Raw genomic sequence first — 26,995 nt, 5'->3', positions numbered from 1 at the left:
CATGACATGCGTCGACGAGCAGATTGGGGAAGCACCTGAGCAGTCCTTCCAAGCTCCGCCGCCAAGTCCGAACTGGATCTTGAGCGAAACGACATCACCGGTGGACCACAAGCCGCAGATCGCCGCCCGGACCACCGCACGAGCCGGCGCGAAGGATGGGCCCTCGTCGCTCGCCATTCATTGTCGCGCCAATCGGACCGAGGTGTTGCTCTCCGCGGCGAGTTCCTGGACCACAACTCCGGGCACCGACATGAGGGTCGTATTCCAGATCAATGATCAACCGCCCGTCGATCAGCGCTGGAGGGTTACTGATGGCGGTCGAAGTCTCGCCTTTCCGGGTGACGCCGCTCGCTTCATCAACTCCATGCCAGGGGTGGGCCGGCTTCTGACCAAAGTGTATGCTGGAACGGCTGCGCCCTACGAGGAAACATTTGAACTGACAGGTCTGGACGCCGTTCGCCGGCGGTTTGCAAAGGTCTGCACCTGGCCGCCCAGCTGAATAGCCGCAAGTCGGGCTGAACGGCTGACAGGGAAGACGTCACGCGTGAGGTGTGAATGCGATGAGCGAGACGATCAATGTAGCCGAGGCTTACGAGCGAGGACGTACGCAGTTCATGGGAATCGAACTGCAGGTTGCTCCCGGCGCGCTGGTGCCCAGGCCGGAGACGGAGTTGCTTGGCAGGACCGCGGTTGAAGCACTGCGCCGAGCACACCTCCCCTCGCCGCGGATCGTCGACATGTGCTGCGGCGCCGGCAATCTTGCATGCGCGATCGCGCTCAATATTCCCGACGCTCGCGTCTGGGCGAGCGATCTGACTGACGGATGTGTCGAGCTCGCGCGACGCAATGCCGCGAGCCAGGGCGCCGAGACCCGCATCACCGTGCTCCAGGGCGATCTGTTCGAAGCTCTCGCAGGCCTGCAACTCGAGCAAACCATCGATATGATCGTCTGCAACCCACCCTATATCTCGGAATCCCGGCTCAAAGGCGATCGCGCCTCTCTACTCATGAACGAGCCGCGCGAGGCATTCGCCGCCGGGCCCTACGGACTGAGCATCCATATGCGCGTTACAAAAGACGCACCTCGCTACTTGCGGCCGGGAGGACTGCTGTTGTTCGAGGTGGGCCGCGACCAGGATCGACAGGTGGCAACCCTGCTCGAACGCAACGACGCTTACGAGAATGTCAGCGTGGTCTTGGACGACGCGGGCGCCGGTCGCGTCGTCATGGCGTACGCGAAGGGATAGCCGGGTTCGAGCACTTCCTCCACAATGATCGTTGGCATTGCAGCGTAGCACCCTGAACCCAGCGGCCCTTGCACGGGCCGGTCAGCCAATCAGCTCTCCCGCATCCCGCGCCGGATCGCGTCCGTGATCGGCTGGGTCAGATAAGCAAGAATTGTGCGTTCTCCGGTTGCGATCAGGACGTCGGCCATCATGCCCGGCTTGAGCTTCTCGCGGACTTTGTCGGGGAATTGCGTCACCTGGACCGAGACTTTCACCTCGTAATAGGGCTGATGGGTGACATCGTCGCGCGTGGCGTCGGCCGAAATCGAAAGAACCTCGCCGACAGCGATCGGGGTGGAGCGCGCCTTGAACGAGGGAAGCCGCACCTCGGTCGGAAGGCCGAGCTGGACGTGGTTGATATCAAGTGCCGACACCCTTGCGGCCACCACGAGAACGTCGTTGTCCGGAACGATCTCCATCAGCACGTCGCCCGCCTTGATCACGGCACCGATCGTGTGAAGCTTGAGGTTCACGATCCGCCCCGATCGCGGTGCACGTACTTCCATCCGCGCCAGAACATCGACCGCGACGCGCAGCTTCTCACGCGCATCAGCAAGCTGGGCGCGCGTGTCGGTGAGCTTCCCGGTCGCTTCCTCCAGCACCTTCTGCCCGACCTGATCGATCTGGAGCCGCGACTCGTCGATGATGCGGCCATAGCGAGCGATATCCGCTTCATATGCGCCGATCTTGCCCTCGAGATCGGCTCTGGAGCGCTCCAGCGTGGCGACGCGCGCGAACGGTACGATGCCCTGATCAACGAGCGGCTTGAGCTTGGTGTATTCCTGACTGACACTGTCGAACTGCGCGCGCGCGCCCTTGTTCTGCGCGGTATTCCCCTGGATCTGCCGCTGTGCCTGCGCGATACGTTCCTCGAGGATCGAGATCTCGATCTTTCGTGCAGCGCGACGTTCATCGAAGCGCCGCTTCTGATCACCCATTGCGCGTATCGCGTTCGGATCGGACGTCTTCTGGAGCAGCTCGGTCGGAAACGTGATGCTGTCCTTGCCTTCGGATTCCGCCTGCAGGCGCGCCTCCTCGGCAACCGCCGAGTACACCGCCGAGCGTGCGATCTCTTCCTTGGCCCGCTCCTGGGTCGGATCGAGCCGCAACAGGACCTGACCTTCCGCGACATGAGAATCGCCTGTGACCAACAGGTTCTGGACGATGCCACCCTCGAGATGCTGCACCACCTTACGGTCGCTCTCGACAACGACGGAGCCGGGGGCCACCACGGCACCGTCGATCGATGCGAGGGCGGTCCAGCCGCCAAATACGCCGAAGGTCAGGAAGACGACCAGGAAGCCTCGCCGCGCGGGTGTCTGCCAATCGCCCGATGGATCCTCATCGTTGCCCATTGCCCCCCGGGGCCACAAGGTCGGCAGTTTCGCCTTGGCAAGATCGACCAGCTTGGCAAGATCTACCAGCTTGGCAAGATCGACCAGCGACCTTGTCATGGTCTCCGTCTTCGCAAGGAGTTTGCTCGGAGGTAGCGGCTCCTGCGCCACTTTATCTGCTTTGTTGAACTGCTTCAAAAGCTCCGCCAGTTCGTCGTGAAGAGCGTCCGGTCCCCGCCGCAATAGATTATCCATTATTGCCTCGTCGCGTGCGCCTGACGCACTTGATTTGAAAGCTGTGCCGGACGGTGAGCGCCATCGGTTCGATGGTTGCCGTCAGCATGGTGATGACGATCGGCGCGATGATGTTCGGCGGGCTCGCGCACGTCGCGCCGCATCGGCGCAACCGTCTTGCCGAGCAGTGCAGGCAGCATTTCCTCGCGCGTGCCGATTTGCCCAAGCCGTCCCTCGTGCATGAACACGATCTTGTCGACCGCAGCGAGCAGGTTCGGGCGGTGATTGATGATCACGATGGTCACCTTGCTCTGCCTCAGCCGCTGGATCGCATCGGCGAGCGCGCGATCGCCGTCGCCATCGAGATTTGCGTTCGGCTCGTCGAGCACCACCAGCACCGGCTTGCCGAACAGTGCGCGCGCGAGCCCGATGCGCTGCCGCTGACCGCCCGAAAGACCTGCGCCATTATCCCCGATGACGGTGTCATAGCCCTTGGGAAGACGCTGGATCATCATGTGCGCCGACGCCAGCTGCGCTGCCTCGACGACCGCCTCGTCGGAGGCGTCGTCGCGGAAACGTGCAATGTTGTCACGCACGGTACCGGCGAACAGTTCGACGTCCTGCGGAAGGTAGCCGAGGTTCTGTCCAAGGAAATTGGGATCGAAATGCCTGACGTCGTTGCCGTCGATGCGCACGCAGCCGTGCACCAGCGGCCAGGCGCCGACCAGGGCCCGCGCCAACGACGATTTTCCGGAGCCGGACTGGCCGACCACGGCGACGACTTCGCCAGGGGCCAGCCGGAACGAGACGTCGGCGATGGCCGGCAGTTGCGATCCGGGGACGAGCACCGTCGCCGCCTCGACGGAGATTTCGCCGACCAGGGCCGGCAGCCGTGTCGGCTGTCGCTCAGTCGCGCGGTTCGCAAGCGCGCGATCCAGCCGGGCATATGATGTGCGCGCGGCAACCAGCGCCTTCCATTGCGACACCGCAGCCTCGACGGGCGCGAGCGCGCGTCCCATGATCAGCGAAGCCGCGAACAGAACGCCCCCGGAAATCTCCTGCTGGATCGCGAGATACGCGCCCACTCCCATGATGGCGACCTGAATCGCCATGCGCAGGAATTTGGAGATGGCGAGCAAGGTCCCGCCCCGCTCTCCGGCCGTAGCGCTTTCCAGCAACGCCTGACCATGAGTTACCGCCCAGGCGGCGCGGACCGCGGGTCCCATTCCAAGCGCGCGGATCGCTTCTGCGTTGCGCAGCGAGGACGTCAACCGGTCCAGTGCGTGAAGGTTCTTCGATGCGGCCGCATTCAGCGGCGCCTTCGTAACCCGCTCGTTAAGGAAGGCGAGCGTCAGGATGATGATCGCGCCGATCAGGGCGACCAGGCCGATCAGCGGATGGAGCAGGAAACACATCGCGAGGAAGATCGGCGTCCACGGCACATCCATCAGCGACGTGATGACGCCCCCCGACAGCACCTCGCGCAAGGTGTCGACATCGCGCAGCAGCTGAACATGATGCGAGCTGCTCGTGCTCAGCGCCTGCCCGAGCGCGGTTTCGAACGTCTCGCCCGAGACGAACCGGTCGAAGCGCAATCCGGTCTGCACGAGAACCCGGCTGCGAAAATGCTCGAGCGTCGCGTAGCTGATGAAGAGCACGAGCGCGATGAGCGAGAGCAGTAGCAGCGTCATCCCGTTTCGGCTCGTGAGCACCCGATCGTAGATCTGCATGGTGTAGATCGGCGACACGAACACCAGCAGATTGATGAAGATGGATAGTCCACCCGCCGCGAGCAGGCCGGGACGTATCCGACGGAAGACATCCGCGAGCGCAGACTGTTTTGCCGAAGCGTGCATGTGCATATCCGGGCCGCCCTTGGCCGGGCGGCGGTAAACGGTTGAAAAATTGCATGCGATCGAGCGTCAAGACGCCCGCATTTCAACATTCCGCCGTGCGCGGAATGGTACCCCGCCTCTCGACCGCCCCGATGGTCGCGAGGAACTCCCCAGAGTGGACATGCGCGCAGCGCACCGCGCGCATGTCCTTGTCGATGTAGACGACCTACGAGCTTACGAGTGCCACCCGTGATGATCGTTGTTGTGGTGAGACATCCAATCAGCCAGATGCGCTACGAACGAGCCTGTGTCCGGCGTATCCGTCTGCCCAGAATCGGCATCCGCAGTCGTGTTCGACGTCGCAGTGTGACCCCGCCACCAGGAATGATCTCCGGATGCGGACGACGTGCTGGCATTATTGAGCCACTGCGAGAAATCGAGCCCACCACCGTTGTGGTTGTGCCCGCCACCGCCGTTGCCGGCCTGCCAGGACGAACCGCCCGACCAGCCGCCGCCGTGGTGATGACCACCCCAGCCGCCAGTATCCGTCGAACCGCCGGTTGACGGATCCGTCGTTCCGTCCGAGCCCGACACGGGAGGGGTGCCTCCGGTGCTACCGCCAGCATCGGCAACCGGCGGCGTGGAGCCGTCCGTGCCGGTGCTACCGCCACCGTCCGCAACCGGCGGCGTGTTGCCGCCCGTGCCGGTGCTACCGCCAGCGTTGTCAACCGGCGGCGTGCTGCCGTCCGTGCCGGTGCTACCGCCAGCGTCCACCGGCGGCGGCGTGTCGGTCACCGGATCGGTAACGGGATCGGTAACAGGCGGAGCGGTCGCGCCCCCCGTGCCATGGCTCGTATTGTGCGCAAGGAACACCTGCTGCAGTGCCGGCAAATTCTCGAGCGCAGTGTCGCCATTCTGCGATCCCCACGCGTAAGCATAGTCAAAGGCCGGATTGGGAACGAGGTCCGCCCAATGATCGATCATTGCCTGCGCTTGCGCGGCAGTCGGCACAGCGACCTGGCTGCCGGTTTCGGTGGACCAGCCGCCGCCCCCGAACGCCTGATACACCGGAACGATGGAGTCGAGCGGGATTCCGGCTTGCTCAGCGGCAGAGACGTACTTGTCGATCGTGCTGAGGTCGACGTTCGGACGGTCCGTCCACACCGGATACCAATCGAGACCGAAGTAGTCGATGTGGGTGTTCGCCTGGTTGTAGCTGTTCATGTAGTTCGGATCGTCCGATGATCCCGTGTTCATCAGGACGGTGAACGTCTTGGCCCCGGGATCGTGCTGATGAATCCAGTCGGATTCAGCTTTCAGATCCGCGGGGTTGGCTTGCGGTCCCCACTGACCGGTCAGATCGGGCTCATCCACAAGGTAGAAGCCGAACACTTTCGGATTGTTGAGGAACGGCGTCACCTGGTCGATAAATTCCTGAGTCACGCCGTGGTACTGATCGAGCCAGACCAGACCCTGCACGCCGCTGGGCAGTGCATTCACCTGGTCGACATACTGGACATCTGCGAGATTAAAGCCAGCTTCAGCTGGTGCGAAATTACCTTGCGAGTCCAGACCCCCGCCCGCAGCGTAGTGTAATGTTGCCAATGATATTCCCCTGTCAGTGTTGAAAGCCCCCAGTGACCTGTAGGTCCGAGCGCCCGACAACCGATCGTGCGTCCCACCGAGGTGAACGTATGTTTACGTTTGAGGCAGGAATCTCCGTTCCATTGGGCGTAACCAAGGGATTATTGTGCTGAAAGTTTGCACAACAACGCGCCAACGCTGATCGCCGGATCTGCGGGAAAACTTGTTTTGAAAGACGATTCAACGATATGCGGCCAATCGAGGCCGAGAAGATCAATGCTGAATCTGGCACAACGCCGACGAAATTGTTCAATGCCGGTAGCGGGCAGCAAACCGGATTGATGTCCGTGGATTACCTCCGATGACGGATGTTCTCATCGAAGCGTTTCCGTTGTTCAGTAAAGGGCGTGGCGCAAATAGAGAGAAAATCCATGCGGATCAGCGCTCCTGTGAGCCGGTATTTTAGCACCAAAGGCGAGCTCGTTTGCGGGGGCAATTGCGAATCGCGGAAGTATTAGGCGCTGGGTTGCCTTGCCGCTCTGCTGGGTTGCCTTGCCGCTCTTTAGCACCGTGGCTGGAGAGCTCTTTTTGATAGCGCACGCGAAGCGAATTTGTCCCACCCGTTCGCTGTGCCGCGCGCTGGCGATTTTTCGAGTAGAATCAGCTCATTTGCTGCCGAGGACGTCATGTCAGGGTCGGCCCAAACGAACGTCAAGTTTCCGCCGGGTTCACGAATTCAGGTAAAGCCGGCAGCCGGTCCTCGCTTATCTGGAAAGACCGGGACCGTGGTTGGGGCCGGATACTATCCGAAGAGCCTCCGCGTCATTCTGGACGGATCGAAGGGACCAATTACTCTTCACGTGGACTACGTGGCCATGATCGACACGTGAAGCGGGCGCAGCGTTCACGGCCCCACTTGCGGCAGAAGGCGCTCTTCAACGACGCGTTTTGAGTTACTCCAGAAGTATAGCCGGCCCCTGATCCAGCATTGGGCCGCTCTTTTGACCCATTTCAGCCAATCTTTGTTAGTTGCTCGTTGCTCGGGGCAGGATCCATCAATCCCGGAGCCTGCGATGTTCAAGCAAGTTATTTCTGCGTGCTGCCTCGTTGTGATCACCTCGCTCAATTCCGATGCACGACCCTATCGCATGCAGCACGCCTCTGAATGCAACGTCACCATGCCATGCGACTTCTCGAACTACGCGCAAATCCCGAACCAGCGAAGAGAGGTGCGAGACTCATTGCAGATACACCGAACCAAACAACTCTCCGTCGTCGCCAATACAAATATTGCGGCGTCTGATAGTCCCGTCAGCACTCGGATCGTTGGCGGCCGCCCCGCGGGCTGCCCCTCCTCATTCTGCGGTTGTGCCGCAGCCCTGCGCCTGTTTGGTCGCATCGTTCCGGAATTGAATCTCGCGGCAAACTGGCTGAGATTTCCGCGTACGTCGCCAGCACCAGGAATGGTCGCGGCAAGACGCGGGCACGTTTTCGTCCTCGAGCAGCACATCGGGGGCGACGTTTGGATGGCGTACGACGGCAACTCAGGTGGACGCGCAACGAGAATACATGCGCGTTCTTTGAGGGGGTACACGGTTGTGAATCCGCGCGCGACGCTGACTTGAATTTAGCCCTTTATCGAATCGGCAACACGGTTGCCAAGCACCGGCATTCTTTCACTGGGACAGCGGCAATCTCTCGTCGCTGAGGCGCCGTTATTCTCTCCGGTCGAAACACGACCTGGTGGCTCCACGCGATCATATTGGTTCGCCAGGGAGCTGGAGGCAAATGTGCTGGCGGCGCCGATCGGCGGCCGTCAGCCCGACACCGTCAGGCGACGACAGATCTCGCGCTCTCCCGCTCTCGCATCGCTCCCTCGATAGCCTTCTCAAGGGCAGCCTGATCGAACGGCTTCGACAGGCGGCGCAGATTGGAACGCGCGTCGATGGGAAGCTCCGCATACCCGGTGCTCAGGAGGATGACCGTACCGGGACGCTCCACGACCACGGCTTCAGCAAGCTGCAGGCCGGTCATGACCGGCATCGCATAGTCGGTGACGACGAGTTCGATGGCCTGCGTGCGGCGGAGTAGATCCAGTGCCTCTTCGCCCGAGCGTGCCTCGACCACCGCATGCCCGAGATCCTCCAGCATTGCCGCCGTATTCTCCAGCACGAGAGGATCGTCGTCGACCAGAAGCACAGAAAGCCGGCGGTCGGCGCGAAGCATGGGTGCCGGGGACTCCGCGCGCGGCGCTGGCAACGCGGCCTTCTCCTCTGCTACCGGCAGCCAGATCTCGGCCGTCGTGCCCACCCCAAGGCGGCTCTTCAGGACGAGCCTGCCGCCGGACTGCTCGGCGAGACCGTGAACCATCGATAGTCCGAGCCCGGTGCCTTTGCCGATACCCTTCGTCGTAAAGAACGGCTCCTGAGCGTGCTTCAGCGTTTCCTCGTCCATGCCGCAGCCCGTGTCGCTCACCGAGAGCGCCACGTAGCGGGGAGCGCCAGCTTCGTGTTGCTCGTCTCTGGCGGAGATGGTTATCAGGCCACCGGCCGGCATCGCATCACGCGCGTTTACGGCGAGATTGAGGACGGCCAGTTCGAGCTGGTTGGCGTCAATCTTTACGTTTGGCAGGTCCAGCGGAAAGAGTGTGTCGATACGGACGCCTGCCTCGAATTTCAGCAGTGACGCCATGCCCCGCACCAGTGCGGCGATATCGACGACAGCCGGCTTGAGATCCTGTTTGCGAGCGAAGGCGAGCAAGCGCTGGGTTAGCAGTGCGCCCCGCTGCGCGCCTTGCATCGCGTTGTCCACGAGACGCTGTATCTTCGGATCGTCTGTTTGCAGGCGTTTTTTCAGAAGCTCGAGGCTACCCAGAACGGCGGCGAGCAGGTTGTTAAAATCGTGGGCGACGCCGCCGGTAAGTTGACCGATGGTCTCCATTTTCTGCGACAGCGTCAGCGCTTCGCGTGCCCGATCCAGCGCTTCCTGTGCCCGCCTCCTCTCGCTGATGTCGCGCACGATCTTGGCAAACCCAGTGATCAAGCCGCTTTCGTTCCGTACCGCGACCAGGGTTGCCTCTGCCCAGAAGCGGCTGCCATCCCGGCGCACGCGCCAGGCTTCCACTGCTGACTTGCCGTACCGCTCCGCCTCCAGGAGAGCACATGCTGGCGCCCCGGAAGCGCGGTCTTCGTCGGTATGAAGGATCGCGTAGCTGGTCCCTACGATGTCGTCGCCGTAACCCATCAGCCGGCGCGCCCCGAGATTCCAGTTTCCGACGGACCCATTCGGCTCGATCATGAACATGGCGTGATCGGCGATGCCCTCCACCAGGAGCCGAAAGCGTTCTTCACTTCGCCTCAGCGCGCTGGCCTCGCGTTCGGCGCGCTCCGCCGAGGCCCGATCATAGACGGCAGCGGCAATCCCAATGCTCAGGATCAGGATGGTGGCGCCGGCGAGCAGAAATGCCAGCGGCGCCCGACCCACGAAATGTCCTGCGTGTCCCGCCATGGTGTTCGCAGGCTCGAACGAGGCACCTTCCATAGCCGCGTAATGCATGCCGGAGATCGCGAGACCCATGACAAGTCCTGCGAACAGTCGCTGCGTCGCATTCGTCTTGCGAAAGGCAAGCCAGAGCGCCACGACCGAAGCGCACATCGCGATCACGACCGAGAGCACGACCCACCGAGGATCGTACGCGACGGATGCCGCCATTCTCATCGCGCCCATGCCCGTATAGTGCATGCCGGATATGCCAAGCCCCATCGCCAGGCCGGACACCAGGAGCGCCTGCGGGCGTCTTCCGACCACGGCAAAGGCCGCGGCCGCGACAACAATGGGGACGACAAGCGATAGAAAGGTGAGGAATGGATCGTAGGAGATCTCGACCCCCGGCAGCCTGAAAGCCAGCATGCCGACGAAATGCATGGACCAAATGCCGCCCCCCATGGCGGTGGCCGCGGCTGCAAGCCAAGCCGGACGAGCCCGCCCGGACGCGGCACGCATCCGGGTCGCGAGGTCGAGCGCTGTGTAGGAGGCGAGCGCGGCGATCAGGATCGACAGCGCCACAAGTACGGGATCGTGAGAGGCCGTATGGTGATTCATTTCCACCAGATGGTAATGGAAATCCGGGGCAAATTCACCCTAGGTTGAATAGCGGCGCCGGGATCGAGGCCCGGCCGGCCGCGATCCGTGGCACCCTGTCGGCAAATTCAAGCTGGATCCAGCCGTCGGGGGGCTGTTTCCACCCTACCTTCCCTTGGGGATTTTGAACCGGACCAGGCCTGTGCTGGATCAGGCTCCGTGCACGGATCAACCGGAGGGGATCGTGCCGCTCACGCACCGCACTGCAAATTGGGCAAGCCGGCCGCCTATTGCACCGCGAAGCCAATTGCGCCGCAACATTCAAAATGAGACTGCCCGTCAAGCGGCACGATGCGCCCATACGTGCACTGCATCCGACTTCGGTTAGCCTTCGTTCAACAGCCGGGCGCCTTTCGGGAGCCACGGCGCCGCGCCAATTCAGCGAAAAATTTGGCCATAGAGGGAGGAATGAAATGTTGAAATGCAGTGTGGGACTGATCGCGCTAAGCACCCTTTTCCTTTCAGGCGCGGCAATCGCCCAGGAAAAGATCAAGGTCGGCGTCACGGCAACGCTGGAAGGCACCTACACGGTGCTAGGCGAGGACGGCATGCGCGGCCACCAGACGGCGCTCAATGTGCTTGGCAAGAAGGTCGGCGACAAAGAGCTTGAATTCATCGTTGCTTCGACCGACGCGACGCCGGATTCCGCGGTGCGCGCTGTACGCAAGCTGATCGAGCAGGACAAGGTGCAGATCCTGCTGTCGCCGCTCTCCGGTGACGAGGGCATTGCGGTCAAGAACTTCGCCAAGACCCATCCCGAGTTGACCTTCATCAATGCGGCATCCGGCGCGCAAGAAACCACCTATGTCGATCCCGCCCCGAACTTCTTCCGCTACAACATGGACGGCGCGCAGTGGCAGGTCGGCCTCGGCAAATACGCCTATGAGGACAAGAAGTATCGCAAGATCGCGACCGTCGGCGAAGACTATTCCTTCATCTATACGCAGGTGTTCGGCCTTGTACTCGAATTCTGCGGCGCCGGCGGCCAGGTCACCAACCGGCAATGGGTGCCGCTCGGCACCAAGGATTTTGCTTCCGTCATCGCCGCGCTGCCCGATGATGTCGATGCCATCTATCTCGGCCTCGGTGGTGCGGATGCCGTCAACTTCCTGAACCAGTACCAGCAGGCGGGCGGCAAGGCGCATCTGATGGGTGGCTCCATCATGATCGACCAGACCATCCTGTCCTCGAAAGGCAACGCCAAGAATGCGCTGGTCGGCACCATCGCGGCGAGCGGCCAAGCCGACACTTGGGAGGATCCGGGCTGGCAGAAGTTCGTGAAGGCGTATCAGGACGCGTTTCCGCCCAACAAGCGCTTCCCGAGCCCGTCGCTTCTTGCGACCAACTACTACGGCTCGACTATGGCGCTGATCCTCGCGCTGCGCGAGGTCAATGGCGATCTTTCCAACAACCAGGCCAAATACAAGGAGGCGCTGGCCAAGATCGAGATCGACGCACCGAACGGCAAGATCAAGCTTGACGCCAACCGCCAGGCGATCGGCACCAACTTCGTCACCGAGGTCGTCGATGACGGCAAGGGCGCGCTGTTCAGCAAGGTCGTGAAGGTGATCCCGAACGTGAACCAGACGCTCGGTTACGATCCGGCGGTGTTCGCCAAGATCGGACTGCCGAGCCGCACGGTCCCGGAATGTAAGAAGTACTGACGCATTCACCGGTCCTCGTTTCGCATGCTCTCCGGCAACCGGGAGCGATTTGCAGGCGCGATATCTTGCGCTCTTGCAATCTCGCCCCGGTTGTTGAACGCTGACTGAAAAGACAAGAACATTCAGGAGGGAAGGCATGAGCCGGGCGCTTGCCGTCTTTCACGGCCGGTTCGGTCGGGCGACGGTCTATCAGTTGAACCGCCCCTTCAACGTGCACGCACATCGCGAAGGTCATCTGATCTTCCATGTTGGCGGCCAGTCCGCATGCATCGACGTCTGTAACGGGCACTACGACCTTACGGAAAGCTCCATCGTTGCGGTCAATCCCTGGGAGCCTCACAATTTCCTGCCGTCCGATCTCGACGGTGGCGCGATCTTCTTCGTGCTCTACGTCAATCCGGAGTGGTTCGCGCCCGACGCGCCCGGCGCCGACCGCCTGCGTTTCGGCCGCACCCAGTTCAAGCGCACGGTCGCACTCGACAAGCACATCAGACGAACCGCCGCGCTTGTGTGCGGCGCACCGTCCCTCTCCAGCCTCGATGCCGAGCTGCGGCGACTGATCGACATCTGCTACGACGAAAGCTGGCAGCAGGCCGAGATCGCGCGCGACGCGCGCACGGCCGGCGCCGTCACCGACTTCCGCGTGCGCAAATGCATCAAGCTGATGTCTGAAAGTCCGGGCGCCGAAATGGAGCTCGACACGATCGCGCGCGAATCCGGCTTGTCGCGACCGCATTTCTACCGGCTGTTCCGCACCCAGACCGGCGTCACGCCGCATCTCTACCTCAACACCCTGATCATGGAACAGGCGCTGGAAGCCCTTGTCGCCGGCGAAGCACCGATCGCCGACATCGGCTTCGACCTCGGCTTCTCCTCGCAAAGCGGCTTCACACGCTTCTTCACCGCCAATGTCGGGATGGCGCCGACCGATTACCGCCGCGCCGCCAAGGTTTTGCGGGCCTGACCGCGCGCGAAAAGATACTGACGATCAAACGCTCCCCTTGTGCCCTCGCTAAGATGGTCGGAACGCGATCCCGAAAAGAGGATCGCAAGTCCGGGAGGACGCACGTCCATGGCGAGGTACGCAGCCTACGCAAGGCTGTTCGACCAACGTTCAAAACATGAGGCAGGGCGAGGTCGAAGCGGCCTGATCGCGCCCTCTTCCCGTTTGCGGGGGCGCGAGGCGGGGATGAGGCAGTTGACATGACGCGCTTCGTCGAACGTCATCCGGCCTGGGCCCTGATCGTGATCGTCGCGATCGCGCTCGCACTGTGGCTGACCTTGGCGGTGTGGCCGCCCGGACTTGAAGAGGCGATCGGCCGCAAGCGGGTCTTCCTGAACGCCGTGTTCAACGGCATCACGCTCGGCGGCCTCTACTTCCTTGTCGCCAGCGGTTTCACCCTGATCTTCGGCCTGATGCGCAACGTCAACCTCGCGCACGGCTCGCTGTATTTGTTCGGCGGCTATGTCGGCTACGCCATCAGCGCCTCGACCGGCTCCTGGCTCCTCAGCTTCATCGTCGCCTTCATCCTGACGGCGCTGGTCGGCGTCCTGCTTCAGCTCATCGTCTTCCGCCGCATGGAGGGCCAGGACTTGCGGCAGACCATGGTGACGATCGGTCTCTCGATCGTTTTCGCCGATCTCATGCTGTGGGCTTGCGGCGGCGACTTCTATCAGATCCAGACACCGAACTGGCTGATCGGCCCGATCGAGCTGCCGCTGGTAACTGCGGTGAAATCCTCGGGCGAACCGGTCTATCTCCGCTATCCCCTGGTCCGGCTGGTGATCTTCGCCGCGTCCGTCGTGATCGGCCTGGCGATGTGGCTGGCGCTCAACCGCACACGCATCGGCATGATCATCCGCGCCGGTGTCGACGATCGCGACATCCTGGCCGCGACCGGAGTGCGGATCCAGCTCGTCTTCGTGCTGGTCTTTGCGCTCGGCGCCGGGCTTGCCGGCATCGCCGGCGTCGTCGGGGGCACCTTCCAGTCACTCTCGCCCGGCGAAGACATCCGCTTCCTGCTTGCCTCGCTCGTCGTCGTCATCGTCGGCGGCATGGGCTCGATCCCCGGTGCCGCGCTCGGCGCGCTGATCATCGGCCTCGCCGAACAGCTCGGTTCGGTCTACATCCCGACCTACGCCATCGTCGTGACCTTCCTGATCATGGTGCTGGTCCTGGCAGTCCGGCCGCAAGGCCTGTTGGCGAGGCGCTGAGATGTCGCTCGCCCACGACGCCCGCGTCACCGTTCGTCCTGCCGCAGCGGCGCAGCGCCCCACCTTGCGCGGATGGCCGGAGATCAACAATCCTGCAGCCTGGATCGTCGCGGCCATTCTCCTGATCATGCCGCTGATCGCCAACGGCTTCTTCCTGATCGAGATCTTTGCGACCACGCTGATCCTCGGCATCATGGCGCTGAGCCTGATGTTCCTCGCCGGCTACGGCGGCATGGTCAGCCTGATGCAGCTCACCATCGCGGGCTTCTCCGCCTATATGGTCGCGGTGTTCGGCGTCAGCGGCAACGCCAATATCAGCCTGGGTTGGCCGTGGTGGCTCGCGGTCCCGATGGCGCTCGCACTCGCGACCCTGTTCGGCACGCTTGGCGGCGCGCTGGCGGTGCGCACCGAGGGCATCTACACCATCATGATCACGCTCGCGATCGGCGCGGCGTTCTATTACTTCACCAATCAGAACTGGGCGATCTTCAACGGCCATACCGGCATCAACACCGTCGCCACGCCGCATTTCTGGGGCGTCAACTGGCGCGCCGACATTCCCTTCTACTATATCGTGCTCGCGGTTGCCGCGCTGTGCTACTTCGCCGTTGAATACATCTCCCGCGCGCCATTCGGCCTGGCGCTGCAAGGTGTACGCGACAATCCCCGCCGCATGGCGGCGCTCGGCTTCAACGTCAATGCGCACCGCGTCGCCGCCTACGCCTTCGCGTCCTTTGTCGCGGCACTGGCTGGCGTGCTCCAGGTCTGGAACTACCGGCAGATCTCGCCGGGATCCGTCAGCGTCGGCGCCTGCATCGATATCCTCATCATCGCCGTGGTCGGTGGCATCACGCGTCCCATCGGTCCGTTCATCGGCGCGCTGATCTTCGTGCTGTTACGCACCTTCGCGCTCGACTTCCTGGTCAAGCTCGGGCTCGACGGCAACCGGTTCCGGCTGCTGATCGGCCTCGGTTTCCTCGCCATCGTCTTCTGGTCCTCGGACGGCGTGATCGGGCTCTGGCAGAGCTGGCGACAGCGCCAGCGATCCGGCGCGGCCCGTTCAAGCGAACGTCACGGCCGAGGATCTGGTCAAGGATCCGGTCATGGATAGCGTCGCGCAACGCCTCTCAGCCGTCGGCGCCGGCGCGGCGCTGGAGCTTCGCGGCGTGACGCGCCTGTTCGGCGCGCTGGCCGCGCTCACCGACGTCACCATTACCGTGCGCCCCGGCGAGCGGCGCGCCGTGCTCGGCTCGAACGGTGCCGGAAAAACCACCCTGTTCAACTGCATCACCGGCGATTTCCCGCCCTCCTCCGGCACCATCCGCTTCTTCGGCGAGGACGTCACCCACTTCCCGCCCTACGAGCGCATCCGCCGCGGCCTGCGCCGGACCTACCAGATCTCAGCGCTCTTTCCCGGTCTCACCGTCCAGGACAACGTCTACCTCGCCTGCCGCGGCGTCTCGCGCGGACGCTTCTCGTTCCTGCGCCCCGGACAGAACGACGCGCTGATGAGCGCGGCCGATAATCTCGTGCAGGCCGTCCATCTCACAGGCGTGAAGGACCAGCGCGTCGCGGAGCTTGCGCATGGCCAGCAGCGCCAGCTCGAGATCGCACTGGCGCTCGCCGGCGCGCCGCGCTTCGTGTTGTTCGACGAGCCGGCCGCGGGCCTGTCTCCGACCGAGCGTGCCGAGCTGGTCGAGATCCTAACCTCGCTGCCGGCGCATATCGGCTACATCATCATCGAGCACGACATGGACGTGGCGCTACGCGTCGTCGAGAGCGTCACGATGATGCACAACGGGCGCATCTTCAAGGAAGGCCTGCCGCAGGAGATCGAGTCCGATCCCGAGGTGCAGGAGCTTTACCTCGGAGGCGGCCATGAATGAGGTCCGCCGCTCGGCCGCCGCCGCCCTCGAAGTCCGCGGCCTCGACGTCTACTACGGGCATTCGCATGCGCTGCAGGGCGTGGACCTGACGCTCGAAGCCGGCGTATTCTCGGTGGTCGGTCGCAACGGCATGGGCAAGACCACGCTGTGCAAGGCGATCATGGGGCTGGTGCCGGTCAGCGGCGGCTCGATCCGCGTCCGCGGCGACGACATCACCCGGCGGCCGCCCGCCCACATAGCCCGGCTCGGCGTCGGCTACGTGCCGCAGGGCCGGCGGCTATGGCGCTCGCTCAGCGTCGACGAGCATCTGCAGCTTGCCGCGGGCCTGCGGCGCGGGGCTTGGACGGTCGAGCGCATCTACGAGACCTTTCCGCGATTGGCCGAGCGCAAGGACCATGGCGGCGGCCAGCTCTCCGGCGGCGAGCAGCAGATGCTGGCGATCTCCCGCGCGCTGCTCACCAATCCGCAGCTCCTGATCATGGACGAGCCGACCGAGGGGCTTGCGCCCGTCATCGTCGCCCAGGTCGAGGAGATGCTGGTACGGCTTGGCGAGGACGGCGACATGTCCGTGCTCGTGATCGAGCAGAACATCGGTGTGGCCACGGCCGTCTCGCGCAACGTCGCGATCATGGTCAACGGCCGCATCAACCGCATCATCGATTCCGCGCGCCTTGCCGCGGACCGGGGGTTGCAGCAGCGCCTGCTCGGCGTCGGCCTCCACGCCGAGCTCGAGCCCGCCGTCGACATGCCGGCGGCAGGCACCGGGGCGAAGGCCGCACCGCAGCCGCCCCGTCCAGGCGGCCCGATCCGTGTCTACATCTCCAACCCGACACCGCCCACCCGCTGGTCGCAGCCGGTCCCGATCGCCCGCATCGAGGCCGCCGCCCGCACGCTCTCGACACAGGTGGCGCGTCTCGACGAGACCGCCCGGCGCCGGCGCGAGCCGGTCGCGGCGCAAACGCAGGGACCCCCGGTCGTGCTCGTCGTCGGCACGCTCGACACCAAGGGCACGGAGCTTCGCTTCATCCGCGACATCATCGCCGGGAGCGGCCTGCGCACACGGCTGGTCGATGTCTCCACCAGCGGCCGGCACGCAACCAGCGACGTCTCCGCCCAGGAGATCGCCTTGAACCATGGGCGCGGCGGATCGGCGGTGTTCGGACCCGACCGCGGCGCTGCCGTCACTGCGATGGCCGATGCCTTCGCCAGTTGGCTGCGACGCCAGAGCAATGTGGCCGGCGTGATTTCGGCGGGCGGCTCGGGCGCAGCGTCACTGGTCGCGCCGGGGATGCGGACCCTCCCCGTCGGGGTGCCCAAGCTGATCATCTCCTCCGTCGCCTCCGGCGACGTCGGGCCCTATGTCGGCCCGGCCGACATCACCATGATGCATTCGGTCACTGACGTGCAGGGCCTCAACTCGATCTCGCGTGCCGTGCTCGCCAATGGCGCCCATGCGCTGGCCGGCATGGTCAGGGCGCGGCTCGATCAGCACGCGCGGAAGGATGGCGGCGACGGCGCATTGCCGTCGGTCGGCATCACCATGTTCGGCGTCACCACGCCGGCGGTCCAGAAGATCGCGGCCGACCTGCGCGAGGATTTCGAATGCCTCGTCTTCCACGCCACCGGCGTCGGCGGCCGCTCAATGGAGAAGCTCGTCGATTCCGGACAGATCGCCGGCGTCATCGATCTCACCACCACGGAAATCTGCGATCTCCTGATGGGTGGCGTGTTCCCGGCAACCGACGACCGCTTCGGCGCCATCATCCGCAGCCGCCTGCCTTACGTCGGCTCGGTGGGCGCGCTCGACATGGTGAATTTCGGCGCCCCGGACACCATTGCCGAGCGCTACCGCGGCCGCAAATTCCACGTCCACAACCCCCAGGTCACCCTGATGCGGACCACGGCCGAGGAAAACGAACGCATGGGCCGCTGGATCGCCGATCGGCTCAACCAGATGGACGGCCCGGTGCGCTTCTTCCTGCCCGAGGGCGGCGTCTCCGCGCTCGATACACGAGGACAGCCGTTCTGGGATCCCGATGCCGATGCGGCGCTGTTCCGTGCGCTGGAGCGGAACGTGCGGCAGACCGCCAGCCGTCAGCTCATCCGCGTCCCCAAGAACATCAACGATCCCGAGTTCGCCTCCATCATTGTCAGCGCGTTCCGGACCTTGTTCGGCCGCACCGGGGCGCGCCGGAGACTAGCGAGGTGACCGATGGCCCGGTTTGAACGCGCAGAACTGTTGAAACGCTTCCGCGACATGGCAAAGCGCGGCGAGCCCATCATCGGCGGCGGCGCCGGCACCGGCCTGTCGGCCAAGTGCGAGGAAGCCGGTGGCGTCGATCTCATCGTCATCTACAATTCCGGCCGCTATCGCATGGCCGGCCGCGGCTCGCTTGCGGGATTGATGGCTTATGGCGACGCCAACGCCATCGTGCTGGAGATGGCCGGCGAAGTGCTGCCCGTCGTGACCAAAACGCCAGTGCTCGCTGGCGTCAATGGCACGGATCCGTTCCGCGACATGGACGTTTTCCTGGACCAGTTGAAGGCCCTCGGTTTCGCCGGCGTGCAGAACTTTCCGACCGTCGGCCTGATCGACGGAGTGTTCCGCGCCAATCTCGAAGAGACCGGCATGTCCTACGCGCTCGAGATCGACATGATTGCGAAGGCACGCGAGAAGGACCTGCTGACGACGCCCTACGTCTTTACCGAGAAGGAAGCCGCCGCGATGGCGATCGCGGGCGCGGATATCATCGTCTGTCACCTCGGCCTGACGACCGGGGGCACCATCGGCGCGCAGACCGCGCCCAAACTCAAGGATTGCCCGGCGCGCATCGACACCTGGGCCTCCGCCGCGCTCAGCGTCAATCCGGACATTCTGGTGCTCGCCCACGGCGGACCGATCGCCGATCCGGACGACGCCGATTTCATCATGAAGAACACCCGCTACTGCCACGGCTTTTACGGCGCCTCCTCGATGGAGCGGCTGCCGGTCGAGCGGGCACTGACGGATCAGGTGCGCAAATTCAAGGCGATCGGCGCGCGATAACGCCGGAAGGTCGAGGGAGGGAAATATGTCAGGGACTCTGGTCGGTGAATTGATCCTCTGGCTGATCGTCGCCATCGTGGTGATCGTGGTCGGCGTCTACATCGTGAACTGGCTCTACCATCGCTCGTCCAAGGAGACCTCATTCGTCCGGACCGGCCTGCTTGGCGAGCGCGTCGTGATCAACGGCGGCGCGTTCGTGCTGCCCTTCATCCACGACTACACGCCGGTCAACATGAACGTGCAGCCGATGGGCATCGTGCGCTCCCGGCAGGACGCCGTGATCACCCGGGACCGCATGCGCGTCGACATCGAGGCCGACTTCTATGTCCGCGTTCAGGCGACCCGCGAAGCCGTGTCCATCGCCGCCGCCACGCTCGGCCGCCGCACCATGGAGCCCGAGAAGCTCCACGCCCTCCTCGCCGGCAAATTCATCTCCGCGATCCGTTCGATTGCCTCGGAAATGACCCTGGAGCAGATGCACGAGCAGCGCGGCGAGTATGTGGCCCGCGTCAAGGCGAACGCGGCTGAGGCCCTCGCTCAGAACGGACTCGAGCTGGAATCCGTCGCGATCACCGATCTCGACCAGACCGATCTCGAATTCTTCAACCCTTCGAACCGCTTCGACGCCGAAGGTCTGACACGCCTGATGGAGGACATCGAGGCCAAGCGCAAGCTGCGCAACGACATCGAGCAGGATTCGATGATCAAGATCCGCTCCCGCAATCTGGAGGCCGAGCGACAGGCCCTCGAGATCGAGCGCGAAAGCGAGACGGCCCGCCTCGAGCAGGAGCGTGACATCGAGATGCGCCGCGCCCTGCAACGCACCGAGGTCGCGCGTGAGCGGGCCCTGCGCGAGACCGAGGCCGAGCAGGCGCAGATTTCCGCACGGGAGACCATCGAGAAGGCACGCATCGCAAACGACCAGGCGATCGCGGAAGCCCGTATCGCCTCGGAGCGCGAGACACGCCAGCGGGAGATCGAACGCACCCGCACCATCGAGGAGAAGGAACTGCTCGCCCGCGAGGAGGTCGAGAAGACCCGGATCGCCAACCAGCGCTCGATCGACACCAGCCGCATCGCCTCTGAGCGCGAGGTGCGCCAGCGCGAAATCGAGCGGATGCGCACTATCGAGGAAGCCGAGATCGCCGCCCGCGAGGCGATCGAGAAGGCGCGTATCCAGCAGGACCGGGTAGTGACCGACGCTCGTATTGCCAATGAAGAAGAGACGCGGCGCCGCGAGATCGAGCGGACCCGCGCCGTGGACGAGGCCGAGATCGCCGCCCGCGAAGCGACCGAAAAGGCCCGCATCGCCCAGACCATGATTGTCAATGTCGAGCGCATCGCGTCAGACGAGCGCACCCGCGCGCTTGAGATCCAGCAGGTGCGCACGATCCAGGAAGCCGAGATCGAGGCCCAGCGCGCGGTCGAGGCCGCGCGCATCGCCCGCGAGCGGACGCTTGCCGCCGAACGCATCGCCGCCGAGCAGAATACGCGGCAATTGGAGATCGAGCGCAACCAGGCACTCGACGTCGCGGGAATCGCGGCACGCGAGGCCACCGAAGCCTCCCGTATCGCCCAGGAGGAGCGAGTTCGTTCGCTCGAGATCGCCCGCAACCGCGCCGTCGAGGAAGCCGATATCGCCTCCCGCGAAGCGATCGAGGCCGCGCGCATCGCGCAGGAGAAGGCCATCGCGGCCGAGCGGATCCAGGCCGACAGGGAGACCAAGGCGCTCGAGATCGAGCGGACCGCCGCAGTCGAGGCGGCTGACCTCAAGCGGCGCGACGTGATCGAGCGCCAGCGCATCGGCGTCGATCTCGCGCTGGAGTCCGAGCGGATCAATTCGTCCAAGAAGCGCGAAGTGCTCAATATCGAGCAGAAGAAGGCGATCGAGATCGCGGACGAGGACCGCGTCATCGCGCTCTCCACCAAGCGCTCCGAACGCATCGACGCCGACCGCCAGGTCAAGCAGGCCGAGATCGTCGCACGCAAGGACGTCGAGACCACCGACGTCTCGCGCGAGCAGGCGCTGGAGGCGGCGCGGATCGAACGCCGCCGCTCGATCGAGCAACTCGAGGTCGCCCGCGTCCAGTCGCTCCAGGAAGCCGAGATTGCCGCGCGCGAGGAGGTCGAGCGCGCCCGCATTGCCTCCGACCGCGGCCTGGATGAGGCCCGCATCGGCCGTGAGCGCGAGTTGCGGAAGCTCGAAGTCAATCGCGAGAAGGAGGTCGAGACCGTTCTGATGGAGAAGGCGATCGCGATCCACCTGAAGTCGCTGGAAGAATCCGCCGCCCGGGCCTCGGCCGAGGAAGCGCGGATACATGCGACGGAGGCCACCGAGCGCGTCATCACCGCACGTGAAAACGAGATCGCCAGGCGTCGCAAGAGCGTGGAAATCGTGATCGCCGAGAAGCAGGCCGAGGAGACCCGAATTGCAGCCGAAGCCGAGCGCGTTCGCGCGGCCGTGGAGGCCGAGGCGCAGCGGCTGCTCAACGAGGCCGAGAACGTGCTGACCGACCAGGCCCGCTACTCGCTGTTCCGCAGAAAGCTGCTTGACCGCATCGAAGGCATCGTGCGCGAGAGCGTCAAGCCAATGGAGAAGATCGAGGGCATCCGCATCCTCCAGGTCGACGGCCTCAACGGCAACGGCCATGGTGGCAATGGCGGCCGCAGCGCCACCGACGAGGTGATCGACTCGGCGCTGCGCTACCGCGTCCAGGCGCCTCTCATCGATTCGCTTCTGGCGGATATCGGCGTCGAGGGCGGCAGCCTCGCCAAGATGCCGGGCCTGATCCGCGAGGCCCGCGACATGCAAGGCATCAAGGAGTCCGCCCGCAAGGGCGGCGGTGGAGGCGGAGGCGGCGAGAAGCCGGCTGCAGCTCCCTCGCCTTCCACCGAGGGCGAGCCGCCCGCGGAGCGCAGCCCCCGGAAGAAGAGCTGAGGTCACATCATGGCCCGCGTCTATGTCTCAACCGTCGTCAATGCGCGCAACGATCGCGTCTGGGCGCGGGTGCGCGATTTCAATGGCATGCCGAACTGGCATCCCGCGATCGCGGAAAGCCGGATCGAGGGCGGCGAGCCCTCGGACAAGATCGGCTGTGTCAGGGATTTTCGCCTGCGCAACGGCGACCGCATCCGCGAGAAGCTGCTCGGCCTTTCCGACTACGACATGTTCTGCACCTATTCGATCCTGGAATCCCCCATGGGCGTCGAGAACTACGTCGCGACGTTGCGGCTGACGCCGGTCACCGACGGCGACCAGACCTTCATGGAATGGACCGCCGAGTTCGACTGCGCACCCGAACGGGAAGCGGAGCTCGTCGGCAATATCGGCGGCGGCGTGTTCCAGGGCGGCTTCGACGCCCTCAAGCGCCAGTTCGGAGGGTGAGCTCCGTGCCGCATATCGTCAAGAGCACGATCCTGGATGCGCCGACCGATGCGGTGTGGGACGTGCTGCGCGATTTCAACGGACACGATCGCTGGCATCCGGCGGTCGCGACCTCCACGATCGAGCGCGCGCACTCCCCTGACAAAATTGGCTGTGTCAGGCGCTTCAAGCTGCAGGACGGATCGGAGCTGCGCGAGCAATTGCTGGCGCTCTCCGATCTCGAGCAGACCTTCAGCTATTGCCTGCTCGATACGCCGGTGCCGATGTTCAACTACGTGGCGCATGTCCGCCTGCTGCCGGTGACCGACGGCGATCGCACCTTCTGGCACTGGGAGTCGCGCTTCAGCACCAGGCCGGAGGACCGCGATCGCATCGTCCACATGGTCGCGGAAGACATCTATCAAGCCGGCTTCGAGGCGATCCGCCGGCACCTGAAGGAGGCGGCATAGCAATGGCCGTGACAGTGAAGACTTTTGCCAGCACCAGCGAAGCGGCCGGCGCGCTGTCGGCAGATCGCGGCGCACGCTATCTTGGCGGCGGCACGCTGGTGATGCGGGCGCTGAACGAGGGTGACGTCTCTGTCTCGACCGTCATCCGCGCCAGCGACCAGGCCCTGACCCGGATCGACGCGTCGGGCCCGCGTGTGACGCTGGGGGCCGGCATCACCTTCGCAAAAATCCTCGCCGAGCGCGACCTCGGCTTCCTGCACGCCCCTGCCCGCTCGATCGGCGGACCTGCGGTGCGCAACATGGGCACGGTCGGGGGCAACCTGTTCGCGCCAAGTCCCTATGGCGACTTCACGGTGGCGCTGCTTGCGCTCGATGCCACCGTCGCCGTGCAGGGCGGCTTTGGCACGCGCGACATCGCCATCGAAGAGTTCTTGCAGTCGCGCGAGCGGCAAGCCGGCACGCTGGTGCTCTCGGTGTCCTGCGCACGGCCGGCGAGCGCGGACGCCTTCCGCTACCACAAGGTCGCCCGTATCAAGCCAAAGGGCGGCTCCGTCATTACGCTCGCAGCCCATCTGCCGATCAGTGGCGGACGGATCGCCGGGGCACGGATCGCGCTGGGCTCGATGGCGCCGACCCAGATTCGGGCACGCGCCGCCGAGCGTGTGCTCGAGGGACGTTCGCTGGATGCCGCGACCATCGCTGCTGCGGCGTCCGCCGTCACCGAGGGCACCTCCCCCTTCGACAACGCGCTCGGCAGCGCCTGGTATCGCCGCGAGATCGCCGGCGTCCATCTGCGCCGTCTCCTCTCGGGTCAGGAATAGCTCGTCATGGCCAAGACCGCCCTGCAATTTCGTCATAACGGCCGCGACGTCGCGATCTTCGTCGATGGCGGCACCAACCTGCTGGTCGCTCTGCGCGAACTGATCGGCGATATGACGCCGAAATTCGGCTGCGGCCAGGGCGGCTGCGGCACCTGCAGTGTGCTGATCGACGGCGAGTTGCACCTGTCATGCCTGACGCTGGCGGAAACCGTCGCCGGCCGATCGGTGGAGACGCTCGACGGCCTCAAGCAGGGCCCGAACCTGCATCCGCTCCAGCGTGCCTTCGCCGACAATTTTGCCGCCCAATGCGGCTATTGCACGCCGGGCATGCTGATGGCGGCAAAGGCGCTGCTCGATCGCAATCCGCAGCCTAGCCGCGCCGAGGTCGTCGAGGCGATCTCCGGCAACATCTGCCGCTGCACCGGCTACGAACCCATCATCGATGCCATCCTCGCCGCTTCGGGCGGCCGGGCCAGTGCCTAAAGGATCTTGTCATGCTGGAACTGCGCAAGGACATTTTCGCCGACGAGCGCGACGACAATCTCAATGAGATCGGCAAGGGCACGCAGCGCCAGGACATGCTCGGCCATGTCACGGGCACGTCGAGCTATTTCAACGACCACAAGCTTCAGGGCATGCTGCATCTGAAGGTGGTCCGCTCGACGCAGGCCCACGCGCGGTTGCGCCATATCGACACCACGGAAGCCGAACGCTCGTCCGGCGTACGCCGGATCATCCGCGGCGCCGACGTGCCGCGCAATCTCAACACGCTTCTCAGCCTCATCAACTTCGGCAAGGACGACGAGCCTACGCTGGCGGCGGACAAGGTCCGCTACAAGGGCGAACCGGTCGTCGCCATCGTCGCGGACAGCGAGCGCGAGGCGTTCGAGGCGATCGCAAAGGTGCGGATCGACTACGAGCCGCTGCCGGTCGTGCTCGACGTCGAGGACGCGCTCAAGGCCGGGGCGCCTGTCGTCAACGAGACCTATCCGAAGAACGCCTTCATCTATCACGACGTCCATGATCACCAGAAGCTGCGCTTCGGCGATGCCGACGCCGCGCTCGCGACCGCCGACCACGTGCTCGAACAGCGCTACCAGATGTCTCCGATCGAGCACGCGCCGACCGAAACCAATGGCGCGATCGCCGCGCCCGACACCAACGGCCGCTACGTCGTCTACACCTCGACGCAGGCACTGTTCTTCTCGGTCGACACCTGCGCCAAGATCCTGGACCTGCCTTCCAACACCTTTCACTTCATCGGCGGCACGGTCGGCGGCGGCTTTGGCGGCAAGGTGGATACGTTGACCGAGCCGCTCGCGATCCTGGGCGCGATGCTGACCGGGCGGCCCGTCCGCTACGTGTTCGGACGCGAGGAGGAGATGCAATACGGCCCGCCCCGCGGGGCCGAGCGCATCTACATCAAGGACGGCGTGATGCGGGATGGCCGTGTCATCGCGCGAAAAATCCGCGCCTATTTCGACAGCGGCGCCTATACGAGGCTTTCCAGCTACGCCGCCGTGAAATGTGCCGCGCATCTGCCCGGGCCATACACTATCCCCAATGTCTATGGCGACGTCTATTGCGTCTTCACCAACCGGACGCCCGCGACGGCGATGCGCGGTTTCGGCGTCACCGCGATGGATTTTGCGATCGAGTGCCAGATGGACAAGCTGGCAAACCTCGTCGGCATGGACCCGATGGAGTTCCGGATCCTCAATGCCTATCGCGACGGCGACATGAAGGCGCATCGGCGCGAAGCCAAGAACACCGCGCTGATCGAATGCGTCCAGGTCGCCGCCGAGAAGGCGAAATGGCCCATCCGCGAGGAGTTCAAGCGAGCTTCGTCGCGCAAGGACGGCGGCGGCAGCCGCGCCGTGATCCCGCCGACCCCGACGGATTCGCGCAGCCGGCCGGCCGCGCCAGTCCAGCAGCGCACCAGCTATGACCGGCTCCCGCCCGCCGTCACCCGCGAACCACCGCGCGAGCCGCCGCCCCCTGCGCCGCCGCCCCCTCCACCGCGGCCGGCCGCGCCCTCGCACGGCGCGCCCCGCTTCTCCTCCGTGTTCGGCACCAGGAGGCGCTGATGACCCGGCATCGCGGACGCGGCATGGCGTCGATCAACTATCCCATCGGCATGAATCTCGGCGGCGATCCCAGCCAGGCGTTGGTTCATTCCAACCCGAGCGGCAAGTTCACGGTGGCGCTGTCGTCGATCGACCTCGGCCAGGGCATGAAGTCGGTGACGCGGCAGATCTGCGCGGAGACGCTGGGCGTTCCCGTCGAGGACGTCTATGTCGATACCGCGGATTCCGACACCGGTCCGCATTGCATGGGCTCCTTCGCCTCGCGCGGCACCCATCGCGTCGGCAATGCCGTGATGGCCGCGGCGCGCGAGGCACGCGGCGTGATGATGGAGGCGGCCGCCGAGGAGCTCGAGGTCAACGCCGCCGATCTCGAAACCGACGGACGCGGCAACATCCACGTCAAGGGTGCGCCGCATCGCTCGATCTCGACCAAGGACGTCGCCATCGCCGCCCAGTTCAAGCAGGGCAAGACCATCTCCGGCCGCGGCATATTCCTCGTGCCCCTGTCCAACGTCGACCCCGAAACCGGCGAGATGTCGCCGGCGACCTGCTACGCCCATGCCTGTCTCGTGGCGGAAGTCGAGGTCGACGACGAGACCGGTGAAGTCGCGATGGTCCGCATGGACTCCGCCTATGAGCTCGGCCGCGCGCTCAATCCGCGCCTGGTCGAGCAGCAGCTCGTCGGCGGCGCCTGGATGGGCATCAGCCACGCGCTCTACGAGACGACGGAGCCTCACTATCCCGACCCTGTTCACGGCCCCCGCGACTTCGTCGAATATCTGATGCCGGGCCCGGGCGACATTTGCCCGCACGATATCGCCGTGCTGGAGCGCCCCGCGCCAGATGGCCCGTTCGGCGCCAAAGGACCGGGCGAAATGTGCGCCAATCCCGTGCTGCCGGCTGTCGCGAATGCGATTTTCAACGCCGTCGGCGTACGCATCGACGATCTGCCGATTACGCCGGAAAAGGTGCTGCGCGCGATCAAGACCCAGGGCGGCGCGCGGCCACAGGCGCGACGCTGAGACTGGCC

21 protein-coding genes are annotated in these 26,995 nt (G+C 64.6%); 17 read left to right on the top strand and 4 right to left on the bottom strand.

The window, feature by feature from the left end; all coding sequences use genetic code 11:
• Position 1: 1 nt before the first annotated feature.
• Together AB7245_RS16695 and AB7245_RS16690 are read left to right on the top strand one after the other, a co-directional pair.
• Entirely contained in the window at positions 2-499 is a 498-nt protein-coding gene (locus tag AB7245_RS16695) for a hypothetical protein (protein WP_144030701.1), read from the top strand.
• A gap of 61 nt (positions 500-560) precedes the next feature.
• Positions 561-1,247, top strand: a complete 687-nt coding sequence (locus AB7245_RS16690) for a N5-glutamine methyltransferase family protein (RefSeq protein WP_354074997.1) — start codon at positions 561-563, stop codon at positions 1,245-1,247.
• Between the two features lie 89 nt (positions 1,248-1,336).
• On the opposite strand, the gene AB7245_RS16685 is transcribed toward AB7245_RS16690, so the two are convergent.
• The 3 genes from AB7245_RS16685 to AB7245_RS16675 form a co-directional block, all read right to left on the bottom strand.
• Positions 1,337-2,740, bottom strand: a complete 1,404-nt coding sequence (locus AB7245_RS16685) for an HlyD family type I secretion periplasmic adaptor subunit (protein ID WP_231144505.1) — start codon at positions 2,738-2,740, stop codon at positions 1,337-1,339.
• 134 nt (positions 2,741-2,874) lie between these two features.
• A complete protein-coding gene (locus AB7245_RS16680) occupies positions 2,875-4,716 on the bottom strand; it encodes a type I secretion system permease/ATPase (protein WP_063984335.1) in 1,842 nt (613 codons plus the stop codon).
• A 207-nt stretch (positions 4,717-4,923) separates the two neighbouring features.
• Entirely contained in the window at positions 4,924-6,294 is a 1,371-nt protein-coding gene (locus AB7245_RS16675) for a calcium-binding protein (RefSeq protein WP_201266170.1), read from the bottom strand.
• Positions 6,295-7,346: 1,052 nt separating this feature from the next.
• Here AB7245_RS16675 and AB7245_RS16670 point away from each other — a divergent pair.
• A complete protein-coding gene (locus AB7245_RS16670) occupies positions 7,347-7,898 on the top strand; it encodes a hypothetical protein (RefSeq protein ID WP_063984337.1) in 552 nt (183 codons plus the stop codon).
• A gap of 205 nt (positions 7,899-8,103) precedes the next feature.
• On the opposite strand, the gene AB7245_RS16665 is transcribed toward AB7245_RS16670, so the two are convergent.
• Positions 8,104-10,374, bottom strand: coding sequence for an MHYT domain-containing protein (locus AB7245_RS16665; RefSeq protein ID WP_354075435.1), 2,271 nt, complete (start codon positions 10,372-10,374; stop codon positions 8,104-8,106).
• A gap of 452 nt (positions 10,375-10,826) precedes the next feature.
• Between AB7245_RS16665 and AB7245_RS16660 the strand changes: the two genes are divergently transcribed.
• From AB7245_RS16660 to AB7245_RS16595, 14 genes are all read left to right on the top strand, one after another.
• Positions 10,827-12,077 (top strand): ABC transporter substrate-binding protein, encoded by a 1,251-nt coding sequence (locus AB7245_RS16660; RefSeq protein ID WP_071915369.1) that lies wholly within the window; start codon positions 10,827-10,829, stop codon positions 12,075-12,077.
• Between the two features lie 136 nt (positions 12,078-12,213).
• Positions 12,214-13,041, top strand: a complete 828-nt coding sequence (locus tag AB7245_RS16655; RefSeq protein WP_071915370.1) for a helix-turn-helix domain-containing protein — start codon at positions 12,214-12,216, stop codon at positions 13,039-13,041.
• A 239-nt stretch (positions 13,042-13,280) separates the two neighbouring features.
• A complete protein-coding gene (locus AB7245_RS16650; RefSeq protein WP_071915371.1) occupies positions 13,281-14,291 on the top strand; it encodes a branched-chain amino acid ABC transporter permease in 1,011 nt (336 codons plus the stop codon).
• A 1-nt stretch (position 14,292) separates the two neighbouring features.
• On the top strand, positions 14,293-15,402 hold the full coding sequence (locus AB7245_RS16645) for a branched-chain amino acid ABC transporter permease (protein WP_071915372.1): 1,110 nt from the start codon (positions 14,293-14,295) through the stop codon (positions 15,400-15,402).
• Positions 15,395-16,177, top strand: coding sequence for an ABC transporter ATP-binding protein (locus AB7245_RS16640; protein WP_028147232.1), 783 nt, complete (start codon positions 15,395-15,397; stop codon positions 16,175-16,177). The genes AB7245_RS16645 and AB7245_RS16640 overlap by 8 nt, the downstream gene beginning before the upstream one ends.
• The gene (locus tag AB7245_RS16635; RefSeq protein ID WP_085400988.1) at positions 16,170-18,386 is read left to right on the top strand and encodes an ABC transporter permease; all 2,217 of its coding nucleotides are present in this window, start codon (positions 16,170-16,172) and stop codon (positions 18,384-18,386) included. Before AB7245_RS16640 ends, AB7245_RS16635 begins: the two co-directional genes overlap by 8 nt.
• Positions 18,387-18,389: 3 nt before the next feature.
• Positions 18,390-19,223 carry a phosphoenolpyruvate hydrolase family protein gene (locus AB7245_RS16630; protein ID WP_063984343.1) on the top strand — a complete coding sequence of 278 codons (834 nt, stop codon included), beginning with the start codon at positions 18,390-18,392 and terminating at the stop codon, positions 19,221-19,223.
• Positions 19,224-19,248: 25 nt separating this feature from the next.
• Positions 19,249-22,161: a flotillin family protein gene (locus AB7245_RS16625; RefSeq protein ID WP_085400986.1), complete on the top strand. Its 2,913-nt coding sequence runs from the start codon at positions 19,249-19,251 to the stop codon at positions 22,159-22,161.
• Between the two features lie 9 nt (positions 22,162-22,170).
• A complete protein-coding gene (locus tag AB7245_RS16620; RefSeq protein WP_014496426.1) occupies positions 22,171-22,608 on the top strand; it encodes an SRPBCC family protein in 438 nt (145 codons plus the stop codon).
• Positions 22,609-22,613: 5 nt separating this feature from the next.
• Positions 22,614-23,057 (top strand): SRPBCC family protein, encoded by a 444-nt coding sequence (locus AB7245_RS16615; protein ID WP_063986523.1) that lies wholly within the window; start codon positions 22,614-22,616, stop codon positions 23,055-23,057.
• Positions 23,058-23,059: 2 nt separating this feature from the next.
• Entirely contained in the window at positions 23,060-23,878 is an 819-nt protein-coding gene (locus tag AB7245_RS16610; protein WP_085400985.1) for an FAD binding domain-containing protein, read from the top strand.
• Between the two features lie 6 nt (positions 23,879-23,884).
• The gene (locus AB7245_RS16605) at positions 23,885-24,361 is read left to right on the top strand and encodes a (2Fe-2S)-binding protein (RefSeq protein ID WP_038941740.1); all 477 of its coding nucleotides are present in this window, start codon (positions 23,885-23,887) and stop codon (positions 24,359-24,361) included.
• A gap of 11 nt (positions 24,362-24,372) precedes the next feature.
• Positions 24,373-25,965: a xanthine dehydrogenase family protein molybdopterin-binding subunit gene (locus AB7245_RS16600; protein ID WP_354075006.1), complete on the top strand. Its 1,593-nt coding sequence runs from the start codon at positions 24,373-24,375 to the stop codon at positions 25,963-25,965.
• Positions 25,965-26,987 carry a xanthine dehydrogenase family protein molybdopterin-binding subunit gene (locus AB7245_RS16595; RefSeq protein WP_014496431.1) on the top strand — a complete coding sequence of 341 codons (1,023 nt, stop codon included), beginning with the start codon at positions 25,965-25,967 and terminating at the stop codon, positions 26,985-26,987. The genes AB7245_RS16600 and AB7245_RS16595 overlap by 1 nt, the downstream gene beginning before the upstream one ends.
• The last annotated feature ends 8 nt before the right edge of the window (positions 26,988-26,995 follow it).

Source organism: Bradyrhizobium sp. 604_D8_N2_3 (assembly GCF_051810765.1).
GTDB lineage: Bacteria > Pseudomonadota > Alphaproteobacteria > Rhizobiales > Xanthobacteraceae > Bradyrhizobium > Bradyrhizobium barranii.
Note: the sequence above shows the minus strand (reverse complement) of the source record. Positions and strands in the feature narration are given on the sequence as shown.

Bases quoted from the DNA above. Each gene is read 5' to 3' on its own strand.
- AB7245_RS16635 (WP_085400988.1), top strand. From the start codon at position 16,170: ATGAATGAGGTCCGCCGCTCGGCCGCCGCCGCCCTCGAAGTCCGCGGC.
- AB7245_RS16655 (WP_071915370.1), top strand. From the start codon at position 12,214: ATGAGCCGGGCGCTTGCCGTCTTTCACGGCCGGTTCGGTCGGGCGACG.
- AB7245_RS16640 (WP_028147232.1), top strand. From the start codon at position 15,395: ATGGATAGCGTCGCGCAACGCCTCTCAGCCGTCGGCGCCGGCGCGGCG.
- AB7245_RS16595 (WP_014496431.1), top strand. From the start codon at position 25,965: ATGACCCGGCATCGCGGACGCGGCATGGCGTCGATCAACTATCCCATC.
- AB7245_RS16620 (WP_014496426.1), top strand. From the start codon at position 22,171: ATGGCCCGCGTCTATGTCTCAACCGTCGTCAATGCGCGCAACGATCGC.
- AB7245_RS16695 (WP_144030701.1), top strand. From the start codon at position 2: ATGACATGCGTCGACGAGCAGATTGGGGAAGCACCTGAGCAGTCCTTC.
- AB7245_RS16670 (WP_063984337.1), top strand. From the start codon at position 7,347: ATGTTCAAGCAAGTTATTTCTGCGTGCTGCCTCGTTGTGATCACCTCG.
- AB7245_RS16630 (WP_063984343.1), top strand. From the start codon at position 18,390: ATGGCCCGGTTTGAACGCGCAGAACTGTTGAAACGCTTCCGCGACATG.
- AB7245_RS16660 (WP_071915369.1), top strand. From the start codon at position 10,827: ATGTTGAAATGCAGTGTGGGACTGATCGCGCTAAGCACCCTTTTCCTT.
- AB7245_RS16685 (WP_231144505.1), bottom strand. From the start codon at position 2,740: ATGACAAGGTCGCTGGTCGATCTTGCCAAGCTGGTAGATCTTGCCAAG.
- AB7245_RS16680 (WP_063984335.1), bottom strand. From the start codon at position 4,716: ATGCACATGCACGCTTCGGCAAAACAGTCTGCGCTCGCGGATGTCTTC.
- AB7245_RS16625 (WP_085400986.1), top strand. From the start codon at position 19,249: ATGTCAGGGACTCTGGTCGGTGAATTGATCCTCTGGCTGATCGTCGCC.
- AB7245_RS16650 (WP_071915371.1), top strand. From the start codon at position 13,281: ATGACGCGCTTCGTCGAACGTCATCCGGCCTGGGCCCTGATCGTGATC.
- AB7245_RS16605 (WP_038941740.1), top strand. From the start codon at position 23,885: ATGGCCAAGACCGCCCTGCAATTTCGTCATAACGGCCGCGACGTCGCG.
- AB7245_RS16645 (WP_071915372.1), top strand. From the start codon at position 14,293: ATGTCGCTCGCCCACGACGCCCGCGTCACCGTTCGTCCTGCCGCAGCG.
- AB7245_RS16665 (WP_354075435.1), bottom strand. From the start codon at position 10,374: ATGAATCACCATACGGCCTCTCACGATCCCGTACTTGTGGCGCTGTCG.
- AB7245_RS16610 (WP_085400985.1), top strand. From the start codon at position 23,060: ATGGCCGTGACAGTGAAGACTTTTGCCAGCACCAGCGAAGCGGCCGGC.
- AB7245_RS16690 (WP_354074997.1), top strand. From the start codon at position 561: ATGAGCGAGACGATCAATGTAGCCGAGGCTTACGAGCGAGGACGTACG.
- AB7245_RS16600 (WP_354075006.1), top strand. From the start codon at position 24,373: ATGCTGGAACTGCGCAAGGACATTTTCGCCGACGAGCGCGACGACAAT.